At 67.2% G+C, this 20,068-nt stretch carries 19 protein-coding genes; 8 read left to right on the top strand and 11 right to left on the bottom strand.

All coding sequences use genetic code 11. The annotated features are described in order from the left end of the window. Positions 1 to 2: 2 nt before the first annotated feature. Together ACL00U_RS14285 and ACL00U_RS14280 are read right to left on the bottom strand one after the other, a co-directional pair. Positions 3 to 821: an aldo/keto reductase gene (locus ACL00U_RS14285; protein ID WP_412873539.1), complete on the bottom strand. Its 819-nt coding sequence runs from the start codon at positions 819 to 821 to the stop codon at positions 3 to 5. A 188-nt stretch (positions 822 to 1,009) separates the two neighbouring features. After that, the gene (locus ACL00U_RS14280) at positions 1,010 to 2,215 is read right to left on the bottom strand and encodes an MFS transporter (protein WP_412873538.1); all 1,206 of its coding nucleotides are present in this window, start codon (positions 2,213 to 2,215) and stop codon (positions 1,010 to 1,012) included. A 355-nt stretch (positions 2,216 to 2,570) separates the two neighbouring features. Between ACL00U_RS14280 and nrdH the strand changes: the two genes are divergently transcribed. The 4 genes from nrdH (at position 2,571) to nrdF (ending at position 6,520) form a co-directional block, all read left to right on the top strand. Further along, complete coding sequence (nrdH, locus tag ACL00U_RS14275) at positions 2,571 to 2,804, top strand: glutaredoxin-like protein NrdH (RefSeq protein WP_017886897.1); 234 nt, start codon at positions 2,571 to 2,573, stop codon at positions 2,802 to 2,804. A 111-nt stretch (positions 2,805 to 2,915) separates the two neighbouring features. Further along, positions 2,916 to 3,332 carry a class Ib ribonucleoside-diphosphate reductase assembly flavoprotein NrdI gene (gene nrdI / locus ACL00U_RS14270; protein ID WP_031259561.1) on the top strand — a complete coding sequence of 139 codons (417 nt, stop codon included), beginning with the start codon at positions 2,916 to 2,918 and terminating at the stop codon, positions 3,330 to 3,332. A gap of 17 nt (positions 3,333 to 3,349) precedes the next feature. Continuing rightward, on the top strand, positions 3,350 to 5,455 hold the full coding sequence (gene nrdE, locus ACL00U_RS14265) for a class 1b ribonucleoside-diphosphate reductase subunit alpha (RefSeq protein WP_017886895.1): 2,106 nt from the start codon (positions 3,350 to 3,352) through the stop codon (positions 5,453 to 5,455). A 90-nt stretch (positions 5,456 to 5,545) separates the two neighbouring features. Further along, positions 5,546 to 6,520, top strand: coding sequence for a class 1b ribonucleoside-diphosphate reductase subunit beta (gene nrdF, locus ACL00U_RS14260; protein WP_017886894.1), 975 nt, complete (start codon positions 5,546 to 5,548; stop codon positions 6,518 to 6,520). Positions 6,521 to 6,684: 164 nt separating this feature from the next. Here nrdF and ACL00U_RS14255 read toward each other — a convergent pair whose 3' ends face one another. From ACL00U_RS14255 to ACL00U_RS14240, 4 genes are all read right to left on the bottom strand, one after another. Further along, positions 6,685 to 7,536, bottom strand: coding sequence for a carbohydrate ABC transporter permease (locus ACL00U_RS14255; RefSeq protein WP_017886893.1), 852 nt, complete (start codon positions 7,534 to 7,536; stop codon positions 6,685 to 6,687). Continuing rightward, on the bottom strand, positions 7,533 to 8,519 hold the full coding sequence (locus ACL00U_RS14250) for a carbohydrate ABC transporter permease (RefSeq protein WP_231564124.1): 987 nt from the start codon (positions 8,517 to 8,519) through the stop codon (positions 7,533 to 7,535). The genes ACL00U_RS14255 and ACL00U_RS14250 overlap by 4 nt, the downstream gene beginning before the upstream one ends. Positions 8,520 to 8,592: 73 nt before the next feature. Next, entirely contained in the window at positions 8,593 to 9,918 is a 1,326-nt protein-coding gene (locus tag ACL00U_RS14245; RefSeq protein ID WP_412873537.1) for an extracellular solute-binding protein, read from the bottom strand. 44 nt (positions 9,919 to 9,962) lie between these two features. Beyond that, entirely contained in the window at positions 9,963 to 11,012 is a 1,050-nt protein-coding gene (locus ACL00U_RS14240) for a glycosyl hydrolase family 32 (RefSeq protein WP_412873536.1), read from the bottom strand. Positions 11,013 to 11,199: 187 nt separating this feature from the next. Here ACL00U_RS14240 and ACL00U_RS14235 point away from each other — a divergent pair, with 187 nt between their 5' ends. Beyond that, complete coding sequence (locus ACL00U_RS14235; RefSeq protein WP_031259559.1) at positions 11,200 to 12,252, top strand: LacI family DNA-binding transcriptional regulator; 1,053 nt, start codon at positions 11,200 to 11,202, stop codon at positions 12,250 to 12,252. A 223-nt stretch (positions 12,253 to 12,475) separates the two neighbouring features. Further along, positions 12,476 to 12,940 (top strand): hypothetical protein, encoded by a 465-nt coding sequence (locus tag ACL00U_RS14230; protein WP_412873535.1) that lies wholly within the window; start codon positions 12,476 to 12,478, stop codon positions 12,938 to 12,940. A gap of 142 nt (positions 12,941 to 13,082) precedes the next feature. Here the strand turns inward: ACL00U_RS14230 and ACL00U_RS14225 are convergent, their stop codons facing one another. Further along, positions 13,083 to 13,856, bottom strand: a complete 774-nt coding sequence (locus ACL00U_RS14225; RefSeq protein WP_412873534.1) for an SGNH/GDSL hydrolase family protein — start codon at positions 13,854 to 13,856, stop codon at positions 13,083 to 13,085. Positions 13,857 to 13,985: 129 nt separating this feature from the next. Between ACL00U_RS14225 and ACL00U_RS14220 the strand changes: the two genes are divergently transcribed. Next, positions 13,986 to 14,447 carry a hypothetical protein gene (locus tag ACL00U_RS14220; RefSeq protein WP_412873533.1) on the top strand — a complete coding sequence of 154 codons (462 nt, stop codon included), beginning with the start codon at positions 13,986 to 13,988 and terminating at the stop codon, positions 14,445 to 14,447. 136 nt (positions 14,448 to 14,583) lie between these two features. Here ACL00U_RS14220 and ACL00U_RS14215 read toward each other — a convergent pair whose 3' ends face one another. The 4 genes from ACL00U_RS14215 to ACL00U_RS14200 form a co-directional block, all read right to left on the bottom strand. Further along, on the bottom strand, positions 14,584 to 15,819 hold the full coding sequence (locus tag ACL00U_RS14215; RefSeq protein ID WP_412873532.1) for an acyl-CoA dehydrogenase family protein: 1,236 nt from the start codon (positions 15,817 to 15,819) through the stop codon (positions 14,584 to 14,586). Positions 15,820 to 16,235: 416 nt separating this feature from the next. Beyond that, the gene (locus tag ACL00U_RS14210; protein ID WP_412873531.1) at positions 16,236 to 16,661 is read right to left on the bottom strand and encodes a hypothetical protein; all 426 of its coding nucleotides are present in this window, start codon (positions 16,659 to 16,661) and stop codon (positions 16,236 to 16,238) included. 248 nt (positions 16,662 to 16,909) lie between these two features. After that, positions 16,910 to 17,959, bottom strand: a complete 1,050-nt coding sequence (locus ACL00U_RS14205) for a methionine synthase (protein ID WP_071251293.1) — start codon at positions 17,957 to 17,959, stop codon at positions 16,910 to 16,912. Between the two features lie 37 nt (positions 17,960 to 17,996). Continuing rightward, positions 17,997 to 18,953, bottom strand: coding sequence for a putative oxygenase MesX (locus ACL00U_RS14200; protein ID WP_412873530.1), 957 nt, complete (start codon positions 18,951 to 18,953; stop codon positions 17,997 to 17,999). A 119-nt stretch (positions 18,954 to 19,072) separates the two neighbouring features. On the opposite strand from ACL00U_RS14200, the gene ACL00U_RS14195 reads away from it, so the two are divergent. Beyond that, on the top strand, positions 19,073 to 20,014 hold the full coding sequence (locus ACL00U_RS14195) for a LysR family transcriptional regulator (protein ID WP_110861016.1): 942 nt from the start codon (positions 19,073 to 19,075) through the stop codon (positions 20,012 to 20,014). Positions 20,015 to 20,068: the final 54 nt, after the last annotated feature.

Genomic DNA, 20,068 nt, shown 5'->3' with positions numbered 1-20,068 from the left:
CGCTACGACACCGTGTCCGGGTGGGAGCCCGTCCGCTGGCCGGACTCGAGTGTCGCGATCGCCGCGAGCTCGTCGTCGGTCAGCTCGAACCCGTCCACGTCGAGGTTCGACCGGATCCGCGAGGGCGTGACCGACTTCGGCAGCACCACCACGCCCTGCTGGACGTTCCACCGCACGAGCACCTGCGCCACGCTCACGCCGTGTGCGTCCGCGATGCCGGTCAGCACCGGCTCGTCGATCAGGCGCCCACGACCGAGCGGGGACCACGCTCCCGTGACGATGCCGTGCTGCTCGTGGAACGCGATGAGCTCGCGCTGCGGCAGCCAGGGGTGCCGTTCGACCTGGTTCAGCGCCGGTACCTCGCCGGTCTCGTCGATGAGTCGCTGCAGGTGCGGCACCTGGAAGTTCGAGACGCCGATGCTCCGAGCCCGCGCCGACTCGCGCAGTTCCACCAGCGCCCGCCAGGTCTCGACGTAGCGGTCGTTCGCGGCGGCCGGCCAGTGGATCAGGTAGAGGTCGACGGCGTCGAGCCCCAGTTGCTCGAGGCTTCCGTCGAACGCCCGCAGGGTCGCGTCGCGCCCCTGGTGGTCGTTCCACACCTTGGTCGTCACGAAGACGTCGTCACGGTCCAGCCCGGAGGCCCGGATCGCCTTGCCGACGCCGGTCTCGTTGCCGTACATCTCGGCGGTGTCGACGTGCCGGTAACCGGCGTCGAGCGCGAGGCCGACCGCCGTCTCGGCCTGGGTGTCGTCGACCTTGTAGACGCCGAAGCCGATCGCGGGGATCGAGCGGCCGTCGCGCAGGGGAACTGAGGTGACCATGCACCCATCCTGCCGGTGCCTGGCGGGCGCGCGCCGGGCCTCCAGGCCGTCTGTGGAGAACGCGACCCGTACGCCGGGCGCACGTTCCTTCCCATACCGGCGGCGATGGCGAGTGGAAACGGGCGTACCTGCTCAGAACTTCCGACCGGGTACGCCCGATTCGACCAGGTACGCCCGAAAGCGCCCGCTCAGGTCGGCAGGTGCACCGGCTCGGTGTCGGGGAGCGGGCTGGCGTCGCGGCCGCGCAGGTCGGGCAGCCAGCTCCGCATCGCCAGGGGGAGCAGCACGCCCAGCCCGGCCATCACGGCGCCGACGGTGAAGCCGCCGACGGGGCCGCTGCCGTCGATCAGGAAGCCGGCGATCGCCGAACCGCCGGCCGCGCCGATCAGCTGGCCGGTGCCCATCCAGCCGTAGGCCTCGGCCGTGTCGGAGAACTTGACGGTGGCGGAGACCGAACCGAACATCACGGCGAGGGCCGGCGCGATGCCCACACCCGCGATGACCAGGGCGAGGCACAGCCACCAGAAGCCCGTGCCGCCGAGGGCCAGGGTGAGGCCGACGAACACGACGGCCATGCGCGTCCACAGGGTGTTGCGGGAGATCGGGCGGTGGCCGAACGCCAGGCCACCGGCGAGCGAGCCGACCGCGAACACCGCGAGGACGATGCCGGCGTTCGGGCTGCCCTCGCCGAAGACGCTGGTGACGCTCGCCTCGACCGCGGCGCACGCCCCGATCAGGAGCAGGCCGGTCAGGGTGGCGACGACGACCGCCGGACGCTTCAGCACGACACCGAACGCGCGCTTCGAACGAGGGATGCGGACGCGTCCGAGCTCGGGGGAGGCGATGAACCACGTGCCGCCGACGACCAGGAACACCATCGCGACGACGATCGCCTCGGCCGTGCCGACCTGGGTCGCGACGAAGGTGGTGATGACCGGGCCGGCGACCCAGATGAGCTCCTGCGCGCTGGCGTCGAGGGAGAAGAGCGGTGTGAGCTGCGCCGACGTCACCATCTTCGGGTAGATGGTGCGCACCGCCGGCTGCACGGGCGGGACCGCCAGCCCGCCGAGGAACCCGACCACCACGTATCCCCAGAGCGGCATGACCACGAATGCGATCACCACCATGCTGACCAGCGCGACGATGCTCGTCAGGATGAGGACGGGGCGCATGCCCCAGCTGCCCATCCAGCGGCTCGTCAGCGGCCCGGCCAGCGCCTGCCCGACACTCGTCGTCGCGAGCACCAGACCGGCGGCGCCGTAGGAGTGGAACACGTGCTCGACGTGCAGCAGGTAGGCCAGCGACAGCATGCCGAACGGGAACCGTGCGGTGAGCTGTGCGGCGATGACACGACCCACGCCAGGGGTCTTCAGGAGGGGCCCGTACGTACTCACGAGACGAGTGTACGGACCGGCCGGATCGGGGTGTCCCCCGTCCTGGGGAGGGGGCCTTCGCGACACGCCGATGGGCTGATTCCACATCTGTGGATCGTGACTGTCCCCCGGTGTGGGGAAGTGTCGGTGGCCGGCCGCAGACTGGCGGAAACTCGGGCCTCCCGGGAATCCACAGACTGTGGAGGGCGTTGTGGAGAACTACACGGCTGTAACACTCCCTCTTGTGGTCGGTGCTGCGGCTAGCCACTAGATGTAGTGTGGAGACATCGCAGCGGCCCCTCCCGGACACGACTGCGGACAGACATCAGCACCACCTCCACAGCACAGCAGAAACCAGTAGGAACCAGGGGAGAACATGGCCGTCACCGTCTACACCAAGCCGTCCTGCGTCCAGTGCACCGCGACGTACCGGGCCCTCGACAACAAGGGCATCGAGTACGAAGTGCACGACGTGTCCACGGACGAAGCAGCGCTCGAGCACGTCAAGAGCCTGGGCTACATGCAGGCCCCCGTCGTCGTCACGGACGACGACCACTGGTCGGGCTTCCGCCCCGACAAGATCGCGACCCTCAGCGCCGAACTGGCGTAGTCGTCCTGCGGGCCCCGAAGGGGCCCGCAGGCAGGGCATCTCGGGAGGCGCGACTCGCCTCTCCTGGCCCGCCCGGTCCGCCTGTCCGCACCTTTCCACGAGGAGCGCACCATGAGCCGATTGGTCTACTTCTCGAGCGTGTCCGGGTACACCGCACGCTTCGTCGAGAAGCTCGGCCGCGATGCGGACCGGATCCCGATCTACCCGAGCGAACCGTTCCTGCACGTGGACGAGCCCTACGTCCTGGTGCTGCCCACCTACGGTGGCGGCAACGGCGACGGGGCAGTGCCCAAGCAGGTCATCAAGTTCCTCAACGACGCCCACAACCGCTCGCTCATCCGCGGCGTGGTGGTGGGTGGCAACACGAACTTCGGCGAGGCGTACGGCCTCGCAGGGGACGTCATCGCACAGAAGTGCAACGTCCCCCTTCTCTACAGATTCGAACTCTTCGGGACCCCTGACGACGTGTCGGCGGTCAACTCAGGATTGGATGCATTTTGGACGCAGCAGTTGCAGACGTCGATCTGACGTCGCCGCAGACGGGGATGGACTACCACTCCCTCAACGCGATGCTCAACCTCTACGACGCGGACGGGAACATCCAGTTCGACAAGGATCGTGAGGCCGCCAAGCAGTTCTTCCTGCAGCACGTCAACCAGAACACCGTCTTCTTCCACAACCTGAAGGAGCGGCTCGACTACCTGGTCGAGAACGAGTACTACGAACAAGCCACGATCGACATGTACTCGCTGGACTTCATCCAGCGACTCAACGACCTGGCGTACTCGAAGAAGTTCCGGTTCCAGACGTTCCTCGGCGCGTTCAAGTACTACACGAGCTACACGCTCAAGACGTTCGACGGCAAGCGGTACCTGGAGCGCTTCGAGGACCGCGTCGTCATGACCGCCCTCGGCCTGGCCCAGGGCAACGAGCAGCTCGCCATCGACCTGGTCGAAGAGATCGTCGCCGGCCGCTTCCAGCCCGCGACCCCCACGTTCCTCAACACGGCGAAGGCACAGCGCGGCGAGCTCGTCTCCTGCTTCCTGCTCCGCATCGAGGACAACATGGAGTCGATCTCGCGCGGCATCAACTCCTCGCTGCAGCTCTCGAAGCGCGGCGGCGGCGTGGCCCTGCTCCTCTCCAACATCCGCGAGGCCGGCGCCCCGATCAAGCAGATCGAGAACCAGTCCTCGGGCATCATCCCCGTGATGAAGCTGCTGGAAGACTCCTTCTCCTACGCGAACCAGCTCGGTGCGCGTCAGGGTGCCGGCGCGGTCTACCTCAGCGCCCACCACCCGGACATCATGAAGTTCCTCGACACCAAGCGCGAGAACGCCGACGAGAAGATCCGCATCAAGACGCTGTCCCTGGGCGTCGTCGTGCCGGACATCACGTTCGAGCTCGCGAAGAACAACGAGGACATGTACCTGTTCTCGCCGTACGACGTCGAGAAGGTCTACGGCGTCCCCTTCGGCGACGTCCCGATCTCCGAGAACTACCGCGCGATGGTCGACGACTCGCGCATCAAGAAGACGAAGATCAAGGCGCGTGACTTCTTCACGACCATCGCCGAGATCCAGTTCGAGTCGGGCTACCCGTACATCGTGTTCGAGGACACGGTGAACAAGGCCAACCCGATCAAGGGTCGGATCAACATGTCCAACCTGTGCTCGGAGATCCTGCAGGTCAACACCCCGACGACCTTCAACGAGGACCTGTCCTACAAGGAGATCGGCAAGGACATCTCCTGCAACCTCGGCTCGCTGAACATCGCGCTGACGATGGACTCGCCCGACTTCGGCAAGACCATCGAGACCGCCATCCGCGGCCTGACCTCGGTCTCGCAGATGTCGCACATCACCTCGGTGCGTTCCGTCGAGGACGGCAACGACAAGTCGCACGCCATCGGCCTCGGCCAGATGAACCTGCACGGTTACCTCGCTCGTGAGCGCGTCTACTACGGCTCCGAAGAGGGCATCGACTTCACGAACATCTACTTCTACACGGTGCTGTTCCACGCCCTTCGTGCGTCGAACAAGATCGCGATCGAGACCGGCGAGACCTTCGACGGCTTCCGCGACTCGAAGTACGCATCGGGTGAGTTCTTCGACAAGTACACCGACCAGACGTGGACCCCCGCGACGGCTCGCGTTGCCTCGCTGTTCGACAACGCGAACATCACGATCCCGACGCAGGACGACTGGAAGGCGCTGAAGGCGTCCATCCAGGAGCACGGCATCTACAACCAGAACCTGCAGGCCGTCCCGCCGACCGGTTCGATCTCGTACATCAACCACTCGACGTCGTCGATCCACCCGATCGCGTCGAAGATCGAGATCCGCAAGGAAGGCAAGCTCGGCCGCGTCTACTACCCGGCGCCGTTCATGACGAACGACAACCTGGACTACTACCAGGACGCGTACGAGATCGGTGCCGAGAAGATCATCGACACGTACGCCGCCGCGACGCAGCACGTGGACCAGGGCCTGTCCCTGACGCTGTTCTTCAAGGACACCGCCACCACGCGTGACATCAACAAGGCGCAGATCTACGCATGGCGCAAGGGCATCAAGACGATCTACTACATCCGTCTCCGCCAGCTCGCGCTGGAGGGCACGGAGGTCGAGGGCTGCGTCAGCTGCATGCTGTAGAGCTTCCGCTCTGCTCCCTGGAGGCGCGGTGCCAACCCGCACCGCGCCTCCAGTCCGTCACTTAGTCACCATCTCTGTAAGGAACACACGTTGGTCGAGAAGCTGAAGCTCATTGATCGGGTCCAGGCCATCAACTGGAACCGCATCCAGGACGACAAGGACGTCGAGGTCTGGAACCGTCTCGTCAACAACTTCTGGCTGCCCGAGAAGGTGCCGCTGTCGAACGACGTGCAGTCGTGGAACACGCTGACGCCGGCCGAGCAGACCCTGACCATGCGCGTGTTCACCGGTCTGACCCTGCTCGACACCATCCAGGGCACCGTCGGCGCCGTGTCGCTCATCCCCGACGCGATCACCCCGCACGAGGAAGCCGTCTACACGAACATCGCGTTCATGGAGTCGGTGCACGCCAAGTCCTACTCGTCGATCTTCTCGACGCTCGCGTCGACGCGTGAGATCGACGAGGCCTTCCGCTGGTCCGAGGAGAACCCGAACCTGCAGAAGAAGGCGTCCATCGTGATGGACTACTACCAGGGCGACAACCCGCTGAAGCGCAAGGTCGCCTCGACGCTGCTCGAGTCGTTCCTGTTCTACTCGGGCTTCTACCTGCCGATGCACTGGTCGTCGCGCGCGAAGCTCACGAACACCGCCGACCTGATCCGCCTGATCATCCGTGACGAAGCCGTCCACGGGTACTACATCGGCTACAAGTACCAGAAGGGCCTCGAGACCCTCACGCAGGCCGAGCGTGACGAGCTCAAGGACTACACGTTCTCGCTGCTGTTCGAGATGTACGAGAACGAGGTGCAGTACACGCAGGACCTCTACGACGAGGTCGGTCTGACCGAGGACGTCAAGAAGTTCCTGCACTACAACGCCAACAAGGCGCTGATGAACCTGGGCTACGAGCCGATGTTCCCGAAGAACATCACGGACGTGAACCCGGCCATCCTCTCCGCCCTGTCGCCGAACGCGGACGAGAACCACGACTTCTTCTCGGGGTCGGGCTCGTCGTACGTCATCGGCAAGGCCGTGAACACTGAGGACGAGGACTGGGACTTCTGATCCTGGACTGACTCGACGGGGACGCCCCGCTGGCTTCGGCCGGCGGGGCGTCCTTCGTTCACCGGCCCCGCCGCCCGAGAGGCTTGCTGGCACCCCCGTCGAGGTTCAGCTCGGAAGGGGCGTCTGCGACCGACCGGTTCCACCTCGACTCGAGCAGGCGAGCGTCATCCCTTGACGGCCGAACCGGCGACACTCTGGATGAAGAACCGCTGGAACGCGAGGAAGACGATCAGGACCGGCAGCACCAGCAGGGTCCCGAAGGCGAACGTCTGTCCCCAGTCGACCGGCGTCTGGCCGGAGAACACGCTCATCTCGAGCGGGAGCGGGCGGGCGGTCGGATCGGACGTCACGATCGACGGCCAGAGGTACGACCCCCACGAGCTGAGGAACGTGAGGATGGCCACGGTCGCGAAGACCGGTCTGGCGTTCGGGACGACGACCCGGGCGAACGTGCCGAATGCCCCGAGACCGTCCAGGCGCGCGGCCTCCTCGATGCTCTTCGGCAGGTTGAGGAAGAACGTGTAGAACAAGAAGATCGAGAACGCGTTCGCCACGAACGGGATCATCTGCACGAACAGGGTGTCGCGCTGGCCGTTCAGCAGGAACAGCAGCGGGACCGCGACGGACTCGAACGGCACGATGATCAGCAGGACGACGATGACGAACACCGCGTTCTTGCCGCGCCACTGCAGGCGCGCGAAGGAGTAGCCCGCCATCGAGTTCACGACGAGCCCGCCGAGCACGATGACCAGCGAGATGGCGACGGAGTTGCCCATGAACCGCCAGAAGTACCCCGTCGCGTCCGAGTCGAGGGCCTTGAAGACCCCGAGGTAGTTCTGGAGCGACAGGTGGATGGGGAGGAAGCCGGTGAAGCCGTCGAGGACCTCGGAGCTCGGCTTGAAGCTGCCGATCAGCAGGTAGTAGATCGGCGAGAACATGACCGCCGACATCACGATGAGGATGGCGTAGGAGCCGGCCTTCGAGAGTCGCTTGCGGGTGGGTCGGATGGTGCTCAACTTTCGCTCCTCTGGCGCAGGACGGCTCGCTGGACGAGGGTGATGACGACGATGATCAGGAAGAGGACCACCGAGATGGCGGCAGCCTGGCCGACGCTGTTCTCGGCGAGGATCGCGTTCGTCGCCTGGTACAGGACCGTGCGGAGGGCGTTCTCGTTCCCGCCGGCGGTGGTGATCAGGATGTACACCTGGTCGTAGACCCGGAAGGCGAAGATCGTCGTGAGCAGCACGACGAAGATCAGGGTGTTCCGGACGCCGGGCACGGTGATGTAGCGGAACTGCTGGAAGACGTTCGCTCGGTCGAGTCGTGCGGCCTCGTAGCGCTCCTCGGGGATCTCCTGCAACGCCGCGAGGATGATCACCATCTGGAAGCCGACGCCCTGCCAGACCGACAGGACGATGACGGAGAGCATCGCCGTGTTGCCGGAGCCGAGCCAGTTGTGCGCGCCGACGGTCCCGCCGGTCACGGTCTCGACCGCGCTGTTCAGCAGGCCGTCCCCGCTGCGGTCGAGGATGACGCGCCAGATGACGGCGACGAGCGCCATGGGGAAGACGACGGGCATGAAGAAGAACGTGCGGAAGAACTTGATGCCCTTGAGCTGCTGGTTGAGCAGGACGGCGAACACGAGCGCCAGCCCGGTCTGCACCGGGATGACGACCGCGGCGAAGAAGAGGTTGTTGCCGAGGGCGCGGAAGAACTGCGGTGCCTCGACGGGGTCGGTGAAGAGGCGCACGTACTGCGTGAACCCGAGGAACGTCGGCGGACGCGGCGACCCGATCTGGACGTTGAAGAACGACAGCCCGATCGCGGCGACGAAGGGTACTGCGATGAACAGGACGATGCCGCTCATCGCGGGGAGGGCCATCAGCGGACCGGCGAAGGTGCCGCTCCGCTGCTTGCGCAGTTGTCGGGGAGCGCGGTGCTCCCGCGCCCTGGATGGCGTCGGCGGGGCATCCGACTGGGGACTGGTCGTGCTGGTCACTGGTGCTCCTGGTCGTCCTGTTCGGGGGCGGTGCCGGTGGAGACGTCGGGCAGGCCGACGTCTCCACCGCCGATCACTTGTAGTCGTTGCTGTCGGAGAAGGCCTGGTCGATGGACTGGGCCGCGGTGGTCAGCTGCTCCTTCGCGTCGGCGCCGCCCCAGACCGCGGAGAGCGCACTGGCGAACTTCGAGGTGATGACCGGGTAGCCCGGGGTCACCGGTCGGTAGACCGCGATACAGGAGTCCGTGATCGCCGTGGCGGGGCAGGACTGCTCGAGCTGTTGCCCCCAGAGGGCGAGGGCACCACCGGGCTGGTAGTCGGCCTGCTTGTCGAACACGGACTTCGTCGCTGCCGGAGCACCGTTCGCGTCCGTGATCGCCTTGACGCTGGTGTCGTTGAGCAGGTAGTCCATGAAGGCACCTGCGGCCTTGCCGTTCTTGGTGGCCGAGCTCATGCCCCAGGTCCAGGACCCGGCGCCGACCTTCTCACCCTTGCCGAAGTTCGGCAGCGGCAGGGCCACGAGGTTGCTGCCGACCGCCTTCGAGTAGGCCGGGTAGTTCCAGTGTCCGCTGAGGCTCAGCGCGACGCGGCCGTTCTGGAAGGCGTTGCCGTCCGTGTTCGCGTCGACGTAGGGCTTCCAGGACGCGATGTCCTTGAGGGCCTTGACCGAGGCGGCGGAGTTCAGCACACCGGTGGCCTTGTCACCCTGGACGAGGTTGCCCCCGGCAGACTGGACCATCGGCGAGAAGCCGTACGTGCCCCACTCGGCGTTCAGCGACGCTTCGGTGAGGTCGAGCGCTTTCCCTGAGGAGTTCGCCGCGGCGAGCTTCTTCAGCGCCGCCGAGAACTGTTCCGGCGTCCACGCAGTGGACGGCGAAGTCGGGAGCTGAACACCGGCGGCCTTGAGGAGCTTCTTGTTGCCGTAGAGGCCCATCGCCGAGCTGTACTGCGCGAGGCCGTAGAGCTTGCCGTTGTCGGTACCCTCGGCGATCGAGCCGCTCGTGGCGTTGCTGACGGTGGACTTCGACACGTAGTCGCTGAGCGGAGTGAGCTTGCCGTTGTAGACGTAGCTCGCGAGCGTCGGGCCGTCGATCTCGAGCACATCCGGCAACTTGTTCGTCGGGGTGTTCGTCACGGTGCTGGTGTAGGTGTCGCCGGAGATGAGCTTCAGGGTCGCCTTCACCTTCTTCTGCGACGCGTTGAAGCCCTTGACGGCGTTCTGGATGGCCGCGACCTCGGAGTCCTGGCCTTGGTGGCCCCAGACGACGATGCTGCCGGTCCCGCTGCCAGCAGCACTGCTGGAAGCGGAGCCGGAGGAGCAGCCGGTGAGGGCAGCAGCGGCGACCGCGGCGAGGGCGATGACCGTTCCTGTCCGGCGGACGAGGGACGTGGTGTGCATGGTTCTCCTTGAGTGGGATCGGGTGTCGGTCGGTGGGACGGCGCTCAGGGAGCGGCCGTACCGCTGCCGGCGGGGCAGGGTTGGGTCTGGGTCTGGGTCTGGGTCTGGGCCGTGGGCGTCGCTGGACGGAGGGCCAGCCGACCGTCGACGACGTGCACGTCGACCGGGTCGTGCAGGAAGCCGGGCAGGGGTTCTCCGGCGCGGCCGTTCGCGAAGGTCATCAGGACGGGTGAGCCGTCGCGACGACGGACGATCCGGCCCGAGTAGCACGTCACGTCGGTCAGCGGCTCGGCATCCGTCACGTCGAACGGACCGAAGGGCCCGTCGATCGGGACCGACCAGGTGCCCGGTGTCTCGTCGGCGCGTGGATTGGCCGTGCTGAGGGCGTCAGCGGGGCAGGAGAACACCAGGAACCAGGCGCCGTCGACCTGCACGACCTGCGGTACCTCGAGGTGGACGAAGCCCGATCCGGGTGAGGTCAGCGGTGGCTGTACCTCCCAGCGCTCGAGGTCGGTGGACGTCGCGTGTCCGATGACTCCGCGGTCGTCGAGCGCTCCCTCGGTGGAGCGGGCGGTGACGAGCATGTGCCAGAGGCCGCCAGAGGGGTCCTCGTGGACCCACGGGTCGCGCCAGGCCTCTTCCGGGAAGAGTGCGCCGTCGACGTCGGGGTCGTTGCCGAGGGTCTCGTACCAGCGGGGGTCGGAGCGCGTCACAGGGCCGGGCAGCTTCTGCCAGGTGACGAGGTCGTCGGACACGGCGACCCCGACCGTCTCGATGTTGGTGTGGACGGGTTCGTCCTCGAGGAACCGTGTGCCGGTGTAGAACATCCGCCAGCGGTCGTCCTGGCCGCGCACGACGCTCCCGGTCCAGGTCGTCGTCCCGTCGAACGCGTTGTCGGGACCGGGCCCGAACGGTCCGTCCAGGATCGCCCAGTCGACGAGGTCGTCGGAGACGGCATGACCGATGCGGGCTGCACGGTGTCGACGGTGCTCGTCGCCGAGTGACCGCGGTGCGTGGAGGAAGAACACGTGGTGGCGGTCGCCGTCGTCGGCGAACCAGAAGTCCCACACCCAGTGGTCGGGGAGCCTCAGCACGGGAGCACCGTTGCCCGGAAGCGGCGTTGGCCGTCGGTCGAGGGAAGGTCGTGCACGGGGTTCCACCACTCATCATCGAGGGGTCCACCGCCATGGTGAACCGGTTAATCACGTATGGTGTACCGGTTCACCACGGTCTGTCAAGCCCGTATGCTGGAGAGGTGCGAACAATGACGACGAGGTCGAGATGAGCGCCCGTCGAGTGACGCTCTCCGACGTCGCCGCTCGCGTCGGGCTGTCCAAGGCAGCCGTCTCGCAGGTGCTCAACTCCCACCCGGCATCGCGCGTTTCCGTCGACGCCGCAGCCCGCATCCGTGCCGCAGCGGGTGAACTCGGTTACCGACCGAACCTCACCGCACGGTCACTCACCACTCGCCGGTCCGGTGTCATCGGACTCGTCTCCGAGGCCATCACGACTGACCGGTTCGGGTCGGGCATGATCCGCGGCGCCCTCGCCGAGGCGAAGCGCCAGGGATACGTCCTCTTCATCACCGAGACCGAGGACCAGCAGGCCGGGATCGTCTCGTCGTTCGGTGTGCTCGTCGACCACCAGGTGGACGGGCTCATCTACGCTTCGATCCGACCGCACGCCGTCGAACTCCCTGAGATCAACGCGGACATCCCCGTCGTCATGCTCAACGCAGTCGCATCCCGTCCGACCGCCACCGTCCTCGCCGATGAGCACGCCGGCGGCGAGTCGATCGTGCGGCTCCTGCTCGACGCCGGCCACACCGAGGACGTCGTCATCATCGGCCGCGATCGGTCCGTCCGCCCGGCTTGGACCACCCGCGCGATCGAACGGCGCCTCGCCGGGATATCGGCGGCCCTCGCGGCCCACGACGTCGTGCCGATCAGTGAGATCGACATGCCCGAGTGGGATCCCGACCACGGCTACGAAGCCATGCGGGGCCTGCTCGCCAGCGGCCGTCGCCCTGGAGCGGTGATCGCCCTGAACGACCGGCTCGCCTTCGGTGTCTACCGCGCCCTGACCGAAGCGGGACTCCGGGTCTCCGAGGACGTCTCAGTCGTTTCCTTCGACGACGACGACATCGCGTTGTACCTCGAACCGACCCTCACCACCGCGGCGCTGCCGTACGAGGAGATGGGGGCCCTGGCGGTCCGCATCCTCCTTGACCCGGACTTGACCGTCGGTGAACAGCTCGTCCCGATGCCGATCCGGGTACGCGGTTCGGTGTCCGCAGTACCGCAGGAGCTCAAATCGTTCGACAGGCCCCACTGAGTCGTCCAGCGACGGTCCGCGGCTCGGGATGTGCGATCGCAGCCTGGGCCGAGCGGGCATCTCGTTCGTCGACGCCATGGTCCGTTCGGCGAGCGCCGAACCGCGAGCTGCCAACGTCGGACCAGGGGGGGTGTGATGCCCCGACGAACCCACGTGTGCCACGCTCAGAGGAGCGCGGATCACGATCACCTCTGTCGCCGACGAGCACGTGGAGGAGCCCGCCTTGATCATCACGAAAACCAACGGGTCGGTCAGCAGTGTGCTGAACGACACGTTCCGACCGCTCCCGGAGCAGGTGCGACGTAGCCTCGGCCTTCTCGACAACGACGACCACTTCGCGTGGCTCGTCTTCTCCGCGCCGATCGACGACCAGACCTGGCGCGCCGGCCCGCAGGCGGTCATCGACGAGTACGGCGACTCGTACCTGCAGGCCGGTGGCACCGCGGAGAAGATGACCGTGGAGCTACGCCGCCGTGCGGACGACGGCGAGTACCGCTTCTCCATCGTCGGCCGTGCCCACGATCTGTCGGAACCGCTCACGGAGACCATCGACGTGCAGGCGGCGCACGAGTCCCGGCATTCAGCCGAGCTGTTCACGGCCGATCAGGCGGCGCCGGTGTTCATGCACTACGTCGAACACCAGACGGTCCCCGACGGCTACGCGCTCCGTCTCGTCGCCGACATGTAGAAGATGGTGACGCCTCCCGTCCGTCATGTGTCGCGCGAGCGCGTGGAGTCTCGACGTGTTCTCGCCGGTGCCAAAGACTTCCGACTGCCCACGAGCGCTGTCCACGGGGTGCTTGAGGTGGGCTGATGTGACCGGTGGAGGCCTACGCGTTGAGCGTGCGCTCCAGCTCCGCGGCGATGGCGGTCATGCCGGCCTCGTTGGGGTGGAACGAGGACATGTCCAGGTGGAACGGCTGGATCCAGGGCTTCGCTGAGCCGAGCGCGTGGCCCTCGCTCAGCGCCGAGGCGAGGACGAGTTCGGCGCCGGTCCTCGATGCCGCGTCGCGGAAGACCTTGCGGATCGCCGTCTTTATGACCAGGAACTGATCCAGCTCGTCCTGGTCGAACGGCGTGTGCTCGAGCGAGTCGCCGTCCACCACCGTGAGGTAGTCGACAAGCATGATCCGCGCACGTGGTGCCTTCTCGCGGGCCTTCTCGACGACCTGCACGAGTCCCGCTGTCGCCGCTTCGACGGCCTCGTCGGTCGGTGCGGGGATGTCGTCCGGCAACATGGTGCTGAGCGTGGCGACCATGGGAGATTCCGGTGCCGTCCGGCGCAACGCCACGGAGAACATCGCACCGGCGAACTGCAGGTCGTTGCCGCCGGCGGTCACGGTGACCACGTCGGCATCGGCCGGAACGCCGTCGACCTGCGGCGGGTAGACGACACCGGACAAGGCTTGCTGCGGGGTGTCGAGGACATTCGCCGTCGTCGCGCCCGAGACGGTGAGATCGACGAGTTCCGCCGAGAGGCGTCCGGCGAGCTGGTGCGCGTAGTTCTTCGCGGACCGCACGGCGCTGGCGTCGACGATCGGCTCGATGCCCGGGCCGGCTGCGAAGGAACTCCCGAGTGCTGCGATGACCTTGGAGGGGGACATGGGACCAGCGTGTCACCGGGAGCACCTCGTTGCCGGAGCGTTCGTTCAACAATGACCATCCCGCGTCGGCCACACTGAACGGAGAACGAATCCAGATCACCTCGGTCAGCGCAACGAGTGAAGCGGCACATGATCATCGAAGAGACCAACAGCAGCATCAGCAGCATCCTGCGGGACACCTTCCGGCCGATGCCCGACCAGGTCCGCCGCATGCTGGGACTCCTCGACAACGACGAGCACTTCGCGTGGAGGCTCTGGTGGTGTCCCGACGACGCCGACTGGATGTTCAACCCCGACAAGACTGAGGAGCAGTACGGCAACTCCTACCTGCAGGCCGGTGGCACCGCCGAGAAGATGAGCGTGGAGCTGCGCCGTCGCGAGGACGACGGGGAGTACCGCTTCTCCATCGTCGGCCGTGCCCACGATCTCACCGAACCGCTCACGGAGACCATCGACGTGCAGGCCGCGCACGAGCCGCGGCATCCTTCCGAGCTGTTCACGGCCGACCAGGCTGCGCCGGTGTTCATGCACTACGTCGAACACCAGACGGTCCCCGACGGCTACACGCTCCGTCTCATCGACGACATGTAGAAGGTGGCGACGCCTCCGTCGCGTGTCCGCGACCGTGTGCGGGACAGGAGGCGCGGTGCCAGCTGGCACCGCGCCTCCCGTCCGTTGTGTGTCACGAAATCGCGTGCAGTCACGCGGCCAGCTTCCGGTGCAGGCGTCACGAGGTGCGGGTCGCACCGATCGCCCAGACGCGGGGCGGTTCGGCACCGTTGACCGCGTGGTCACCGATGATCCGCGCCTTGAACACCCACGGGTTGTGGCTGCCGGCGGTGCGAGCGTTCCGCCAGTGCCGGTCGAGGTTCTTCGTCGTGCTCACCCCGGACGCCGCGAGCGCGTCGAACAGGTGCGAGGTCGCCGTCGTCGCCAGCGTGGTCAGCGCCACCTGCGCCTGCGCGGTCGCGAGTTCGGCGCGGTCGTTGCGGCGCTCGTCCTCGGCTGTGTCGAGCCCCGCTCCCTCGTATGCACCCTGCAGGGCCGCGGCGGCCCGGTCGACGATCGCGGTGGCGGCGAACCCGGCCGCCGACACCTCGCCGACGACCTGGAGGATCTGCGGGTCCGATGCGAACGTATCGGCGTTGCCGTGTGAGAAGACGCGGGTGCGGTTGCGGACCTCGCGCGCGATCTCCCGTTCGGCTGCGACGACGGACCCGGCGAGGACGCTCAACAGCACGCCCTGGTAGAACGCCGTCTGGTACTTGAACCGCTCGTCGAAGGGGATCACCGCGTCGGCCTGCACCACGGCGTCGTCGAAGGTGCTGGTGCCGGAGCCGGTGGTGCGCTGCCCGAACCCGTCCCAGTCGTCGGTGTGGGTGACCCCGGGCTGGTGTGCGTCGACGATCGCGATGACCCGCTCGCCGGTGTCCGTGCGTTCGGCGTAGGTGTCGATCCAGTCGGCGAAGATGCTGCCGGTCGAGTAGTACTTCTGCCCGGTGATCCGGAACGTCCCGTCCGGCTGCGGGGTCACCTTCGTGATCACGTCGCCGACCTGCACTGACCCGACCTCGGTCCACGAGTTGCCGGCGATCTCACCGCGGCCGAAGCGGTCCAGCCACCCCTCGCGTTCCCCGGACCGGGCGACCAGCCGGTCCTCCACCAGTGCGAAGTGGCCGCGGAGCGCCTGGGGGATGTTGCTGTCAGCGGCGGCGAGTTCGGTCAGCAGGCGGAACAGCTGGGGCAGTGTCGCCCCGGCTCCGCCGTGGGCGACGGGGACGCGGACGGCGCCGAATCCTGCGGCGGCGAGTTCGCGGATCTCCTCGAACGGGAGGCGGTGGTCGCGTTCGCGCTCAGAGGCGCCGGCAGCGATGCGGTCGAAGATCGGACGGAAGCGGGCGAGGAGTTCGTCGTCGGCCCGGTCGTCGATCGTGCTGTCGGCGGTCTGGTTGCTGATGGTCACGAGGACTCCTTCGTGCTCTGGGTTGCTACCTGTCGCGTGGTGTGGCGCCGTGTGGTGTCGATTCGTCCGGTGTGGGCGGACAGCCCGACCAGATGTGCGCCATCGCGAGACTGTGGCATCGCCGAACGCCGGCGAGAAGGGTTGTGTCGATGTGTGTCGGAGGGTGACTTCCCATGACACGTGACCACGCTGCGACGCCGTGAGCGTTCGCAGCAGCGCCTTCGCGGTGCTGCGCGTGTGTGATGGCCGCGGAGCCCGTCCGACGAAGAGGGGCGTGCTCCTCCGAGAAGCCCGCGTGTGCCGCGCTCACAGAAGCGCGCGTCAATGAGGGAGCACGCACCCGCCAGAGGACTGGCCACTGCCTGGCCGGGTGTGGGCGAAAGCCTCGGTTTCGGCGTCGTTCACTCCGGTGAGGTTCAGGCCGGCGGTGTCGTCCCAGCGCCCTCGGTGTCGTCGGCACCCGCAAGACCTGTCCCGGCCTGGTCGAGGTTCTCGTGTGGGTCGCCCATGTCGCCGGTCGCAGCGCCGGTGCGGGACAGCCCGAAGTGTTTGCGGACGGCGTTCGCCTCGGCGGGGGACAAGGTGCGTCCGGCTCCGAGGGACGGCGCGCCCTTGATCGCGTCCTTCGTGTACCCGACGTGCACGTCCGTGCCGTCGAACGTGGCGTCGTCGGCGGGGACGAGCGCCTGGTGACGCCCGAGCAGTCCGGTCGCGACACAGACGTAGGCCGCACTGCCGTCCTCCTCGGAGGGGAACGCCTGCACGACCTTGCCGACTGATACGCCGTTGCGATCTCGGACAGTCGCACTCTCGACCTGGTGGATGACGCCCTTGGTGATCATGACCGTAGTCAACGCCCTCGAGTCTGACGCTTCGCAGACGCCGTCCCCCTGGTGGGCGGTCAGGACCCGAGCGCCGATGGTGACGGAGAGACGCCCTGTCGTGGTCGGCACCCCGGTGCCAACGTGCCTCGTCGGCGCAACCGCAGCCGCGCCTCCAGGCCGGACCGAAAGCCGCCCACGCGGCGGACGCAACACGAACGGCGGCCCGCCTCCTTCCGGAAGAGAGCCGCCGTGGTGTCTCGCAGTGGTCAGCGCCCCGACGGGACCGCCGCGCCGACGAGCTCAGCCCGGACGATGTCCGCTCCCGCGGACAGCGCGCCGAGCTTGTCCAGCGCCGCGCCCCGCGCCAGGGGTGCCATCCCGCAGTTGGAGCTGGGGATGAGCTTGTCCGCATCGACGAACTCGAGCGCCCGACGCAGCACCTCCGCGACCTCTTCCGGGGTCTCCACGGTCTCGGTCGCCACGTCGATCGCCCCGAGCATGACCTTCTTGCCACGGATGAGCTCGACGAGTTCAAGCGGAACGTGCGAGTGGATGCACTCGAGCGAGACGATGTCGATCGACGACTGCTGCAGCAGCGGGAAGGACTGCTCGTACTGCCGCCACTCGGCGCCGAGGGTCTCCTTCCACTTGTTGTTCGCCTCGATGCCGTAGCCGTAACAGATGTGTACGACGGTCTCGGCGCGCAGGCCCTCGGCTGCGCGCTCGAGCGCGGCCACGCCCCAGTCCTGCACCTCGTCGTGGAAGACGGTGAAGGCGGGCTCGTCGAACTGGATGATGTCGACGCCGGCGTCCTGCAGTTCCCGGGCCTCTTGGTTGAGGATCGTGGCGAACTCCCACGCCAGCTTCTCGCGGCTCTTGTAGTGCTGGTCGGAGAGCGTGTCGATCATCGTCATCGGGCCGGGGAGCGCCCACTTGATGGGGCGATCCGTCTGAGCCCGCAGGAACTTCGCGTCCTCGACGAAGACCGGCTTCCGACGGCTCACGGCACCGACGACGGTCGGGACGGCCGCGTCGTAGCGGTCGCGGATGCGGACGGTTTCCTTGCGCTCCAGGTCGACGCCGTCCAGGTGCTCGATGAACGTCGTGACGAAGTGCTGGCGGGTCTGCTCACCGTCGCTGACGATGTCGATGCCGCGGCGTTCCTGCTCGTGGACGGCGGACCGGAGGGCGTCCTGCTTGCCCTCGGTCAGGGCCGCGCCCTGCAGCTCCCAGGGGGACCAGAGTCGTTCGGGCTCGGCGAGCCAGGACGGTTTCGGCAGGCTGCCGACGATCGAGGTGGGGAGGAGAGAACGCATGGGTGTGATGGTCCAGTCAGTCGAAGGGCAGAGGAAGTCAGTGCGCGAGGGCGAGGTCAGCCCACCGGGCGAGGAGTGCGCGGTGCGGCCGCACCAGGTGCTCCTCGGTCCACCGGCCCTGCGTGATCCCGAGGCGGCTGCGCTCCTCGCGGTCGTACGTCACCGGGGTCGGCGTGAAGTCGGTGTGGTCGAGGGTGGGGCGGTAGGTGCTGCCGGCCGGGGTGTTCGCGGCGTAGACCTCCGGGCGGTAGATCTTCTGGAAGGTCTCCATGGTGGCGATCGTGCCGATGAGCTGGAGGTTCGTGTAGTCGCCGGTCAGGTCGCCGCGCGTGTAGAACGCGAGCGGGGCAGCCGCCCCGGCGGGCTGGAAGTACCGGACCCGCATGCCCATCCGGCCGAAGTAGTCGTCGGTGAGCGAGGAGTGCTCGTGCTCGTACTCGGCGCCGAGGACGGGGTGGACGTACCCGTTCCGGCGGTAGGTCTGGCTCGTCGAGACGCTGATGCAGACGACGGGCTCGGCACTGAAATTCGAGTGGAACGCGGAGGACTCCAGGAAGCGCTGGAAGAGTGCCCCGTGCAGCGCCCCGAAGTCAGACGGCAAGCCCGGGGACGACGGCAGCAGGACGGAGAAGTCGTAGTCGCGCAGGTACGACGAGAAGTTGTTGCCGAGGATCCCCTGGTGGCACTCGCCGGTGTGCTCGTCGACGATCGTGACGTCGAGCATCTCGAGCAGCGGGAACTCGGCGTCCGAACCACCGTCGGAGAACTCCAGCGCCACCGAGACGATGTCGAGCTGCAGACGGTAGCGGTCGTGTGCCGCGGCCAGCTCGTTCGCTCGCCCGTCGATCATCGCCAGCGCAGCGCGGAGGTTCTGCTGACGGTGCTCGCCGCGCGCCAGGTTGGCGAAGTTCGTGGTCAGCCGGGAGCTGTCGGCGGGGGAGTAGTCCTCGTCGAACCGGGTCCGGGTGATGCTGAAGGTGAGGTCGTTCGCCATGGTCGGCAATCTGTTCGTCGAGCGCCCGCGGGCGCTGGGGAAGGGGTGCCTCGATCATCGCGGGATTCATGGGTCATCAGGTAATACCGAGACGCTATGCACCGGTATAGCCTCGGCCTATGGCCCGTGTCTCGAACGACATCACCCTGCAGCAGCTCCGGTACTTCATCGAGGTCGCGACGGAGGGCTCGATCAGCGCAGCGGCCGACCTGCTCTACGTGTCGCAGCCGACGATGTCCGCGGCGATGAAGGACCTGGAGACGCGGATCGGGCGCCCGCTCTTCACCCGATCGGCCCGGGGCGTCGTCCTCACCGTGGACGGCGTCGAGTTCCTCGGGTACGCCCGGCAGGTCGTCGAGCAGGTCTCCCTGCTCGAGCAGCGGTACGTCGGCGGCCAGCGGTCGCGTCGGCTGCTCGGGGTGTCCGCCCAGCACTACTCGTTCGCGGTGGAGGCCTTCGTCCGGATGGTCGAAGCGGCGGCTGCGGACGAGTACGAGTTCTCGCTGCGTGAGACGCGCACCTGGGACATCATCGAGGACGTCCGCACCCTGCGCAGCGAGGTGGGCATCCTCTACCGCAACGACTTCAACAAGCAGGTGCTCGGCAAGCTGCTGCGGGACGCCGGCGTCGTGTTCACACCGCTGTTCGTCGCGCAGCCGCACATCTTCGTGGCCAAGCGGAACCCGCTCGCGTCACGGGAGCGTGCGACCCTCGAGGACCTCGCCGACCTGCCTCGGCTCACGTTCGACCAGGGTGCGAACAACTCCTTCTACCTGGCCGAGGAGATCCTGTCGACGATGTCGAGCAAGCGGGAGATCCGCGTCTCGGACCGAGCGACGATCTTCAACCTCATGATCGGCCTCGGCGGGTACACGATCTCCACCGGACTCATCAGCGACGACCTCGACCCCGAGATCGTCGCCATCCCCCTCGACGTCGACGAACGCATCGAGATCGGCTGGATCGCGCACGCCTCGGTTCCCCTCACCGTGCAGGCGCAGACCTACCTGGACGAGTTGCGCGCGGTGGTCACCAGTTACGGCGTGGAGCCGCTGGGGTAGGCAGGCGGTGGGTCCGGCGGGTCCGGCGATCGGCCTGGAGGCACGACACGCGTC

This window comes from Curtobacterium poinsettiae (assembly GCF_047226435.1).
Lineage (GTDB): Bacteria > Actinomycetota > Actinomycetes > Actinomycetales > Microbacteriaceae > Curtobacterium > Curtobacterium poinsettiae.
This window is presented reverse-complemented; position numbering and strand designations above follow the sequence as displayed.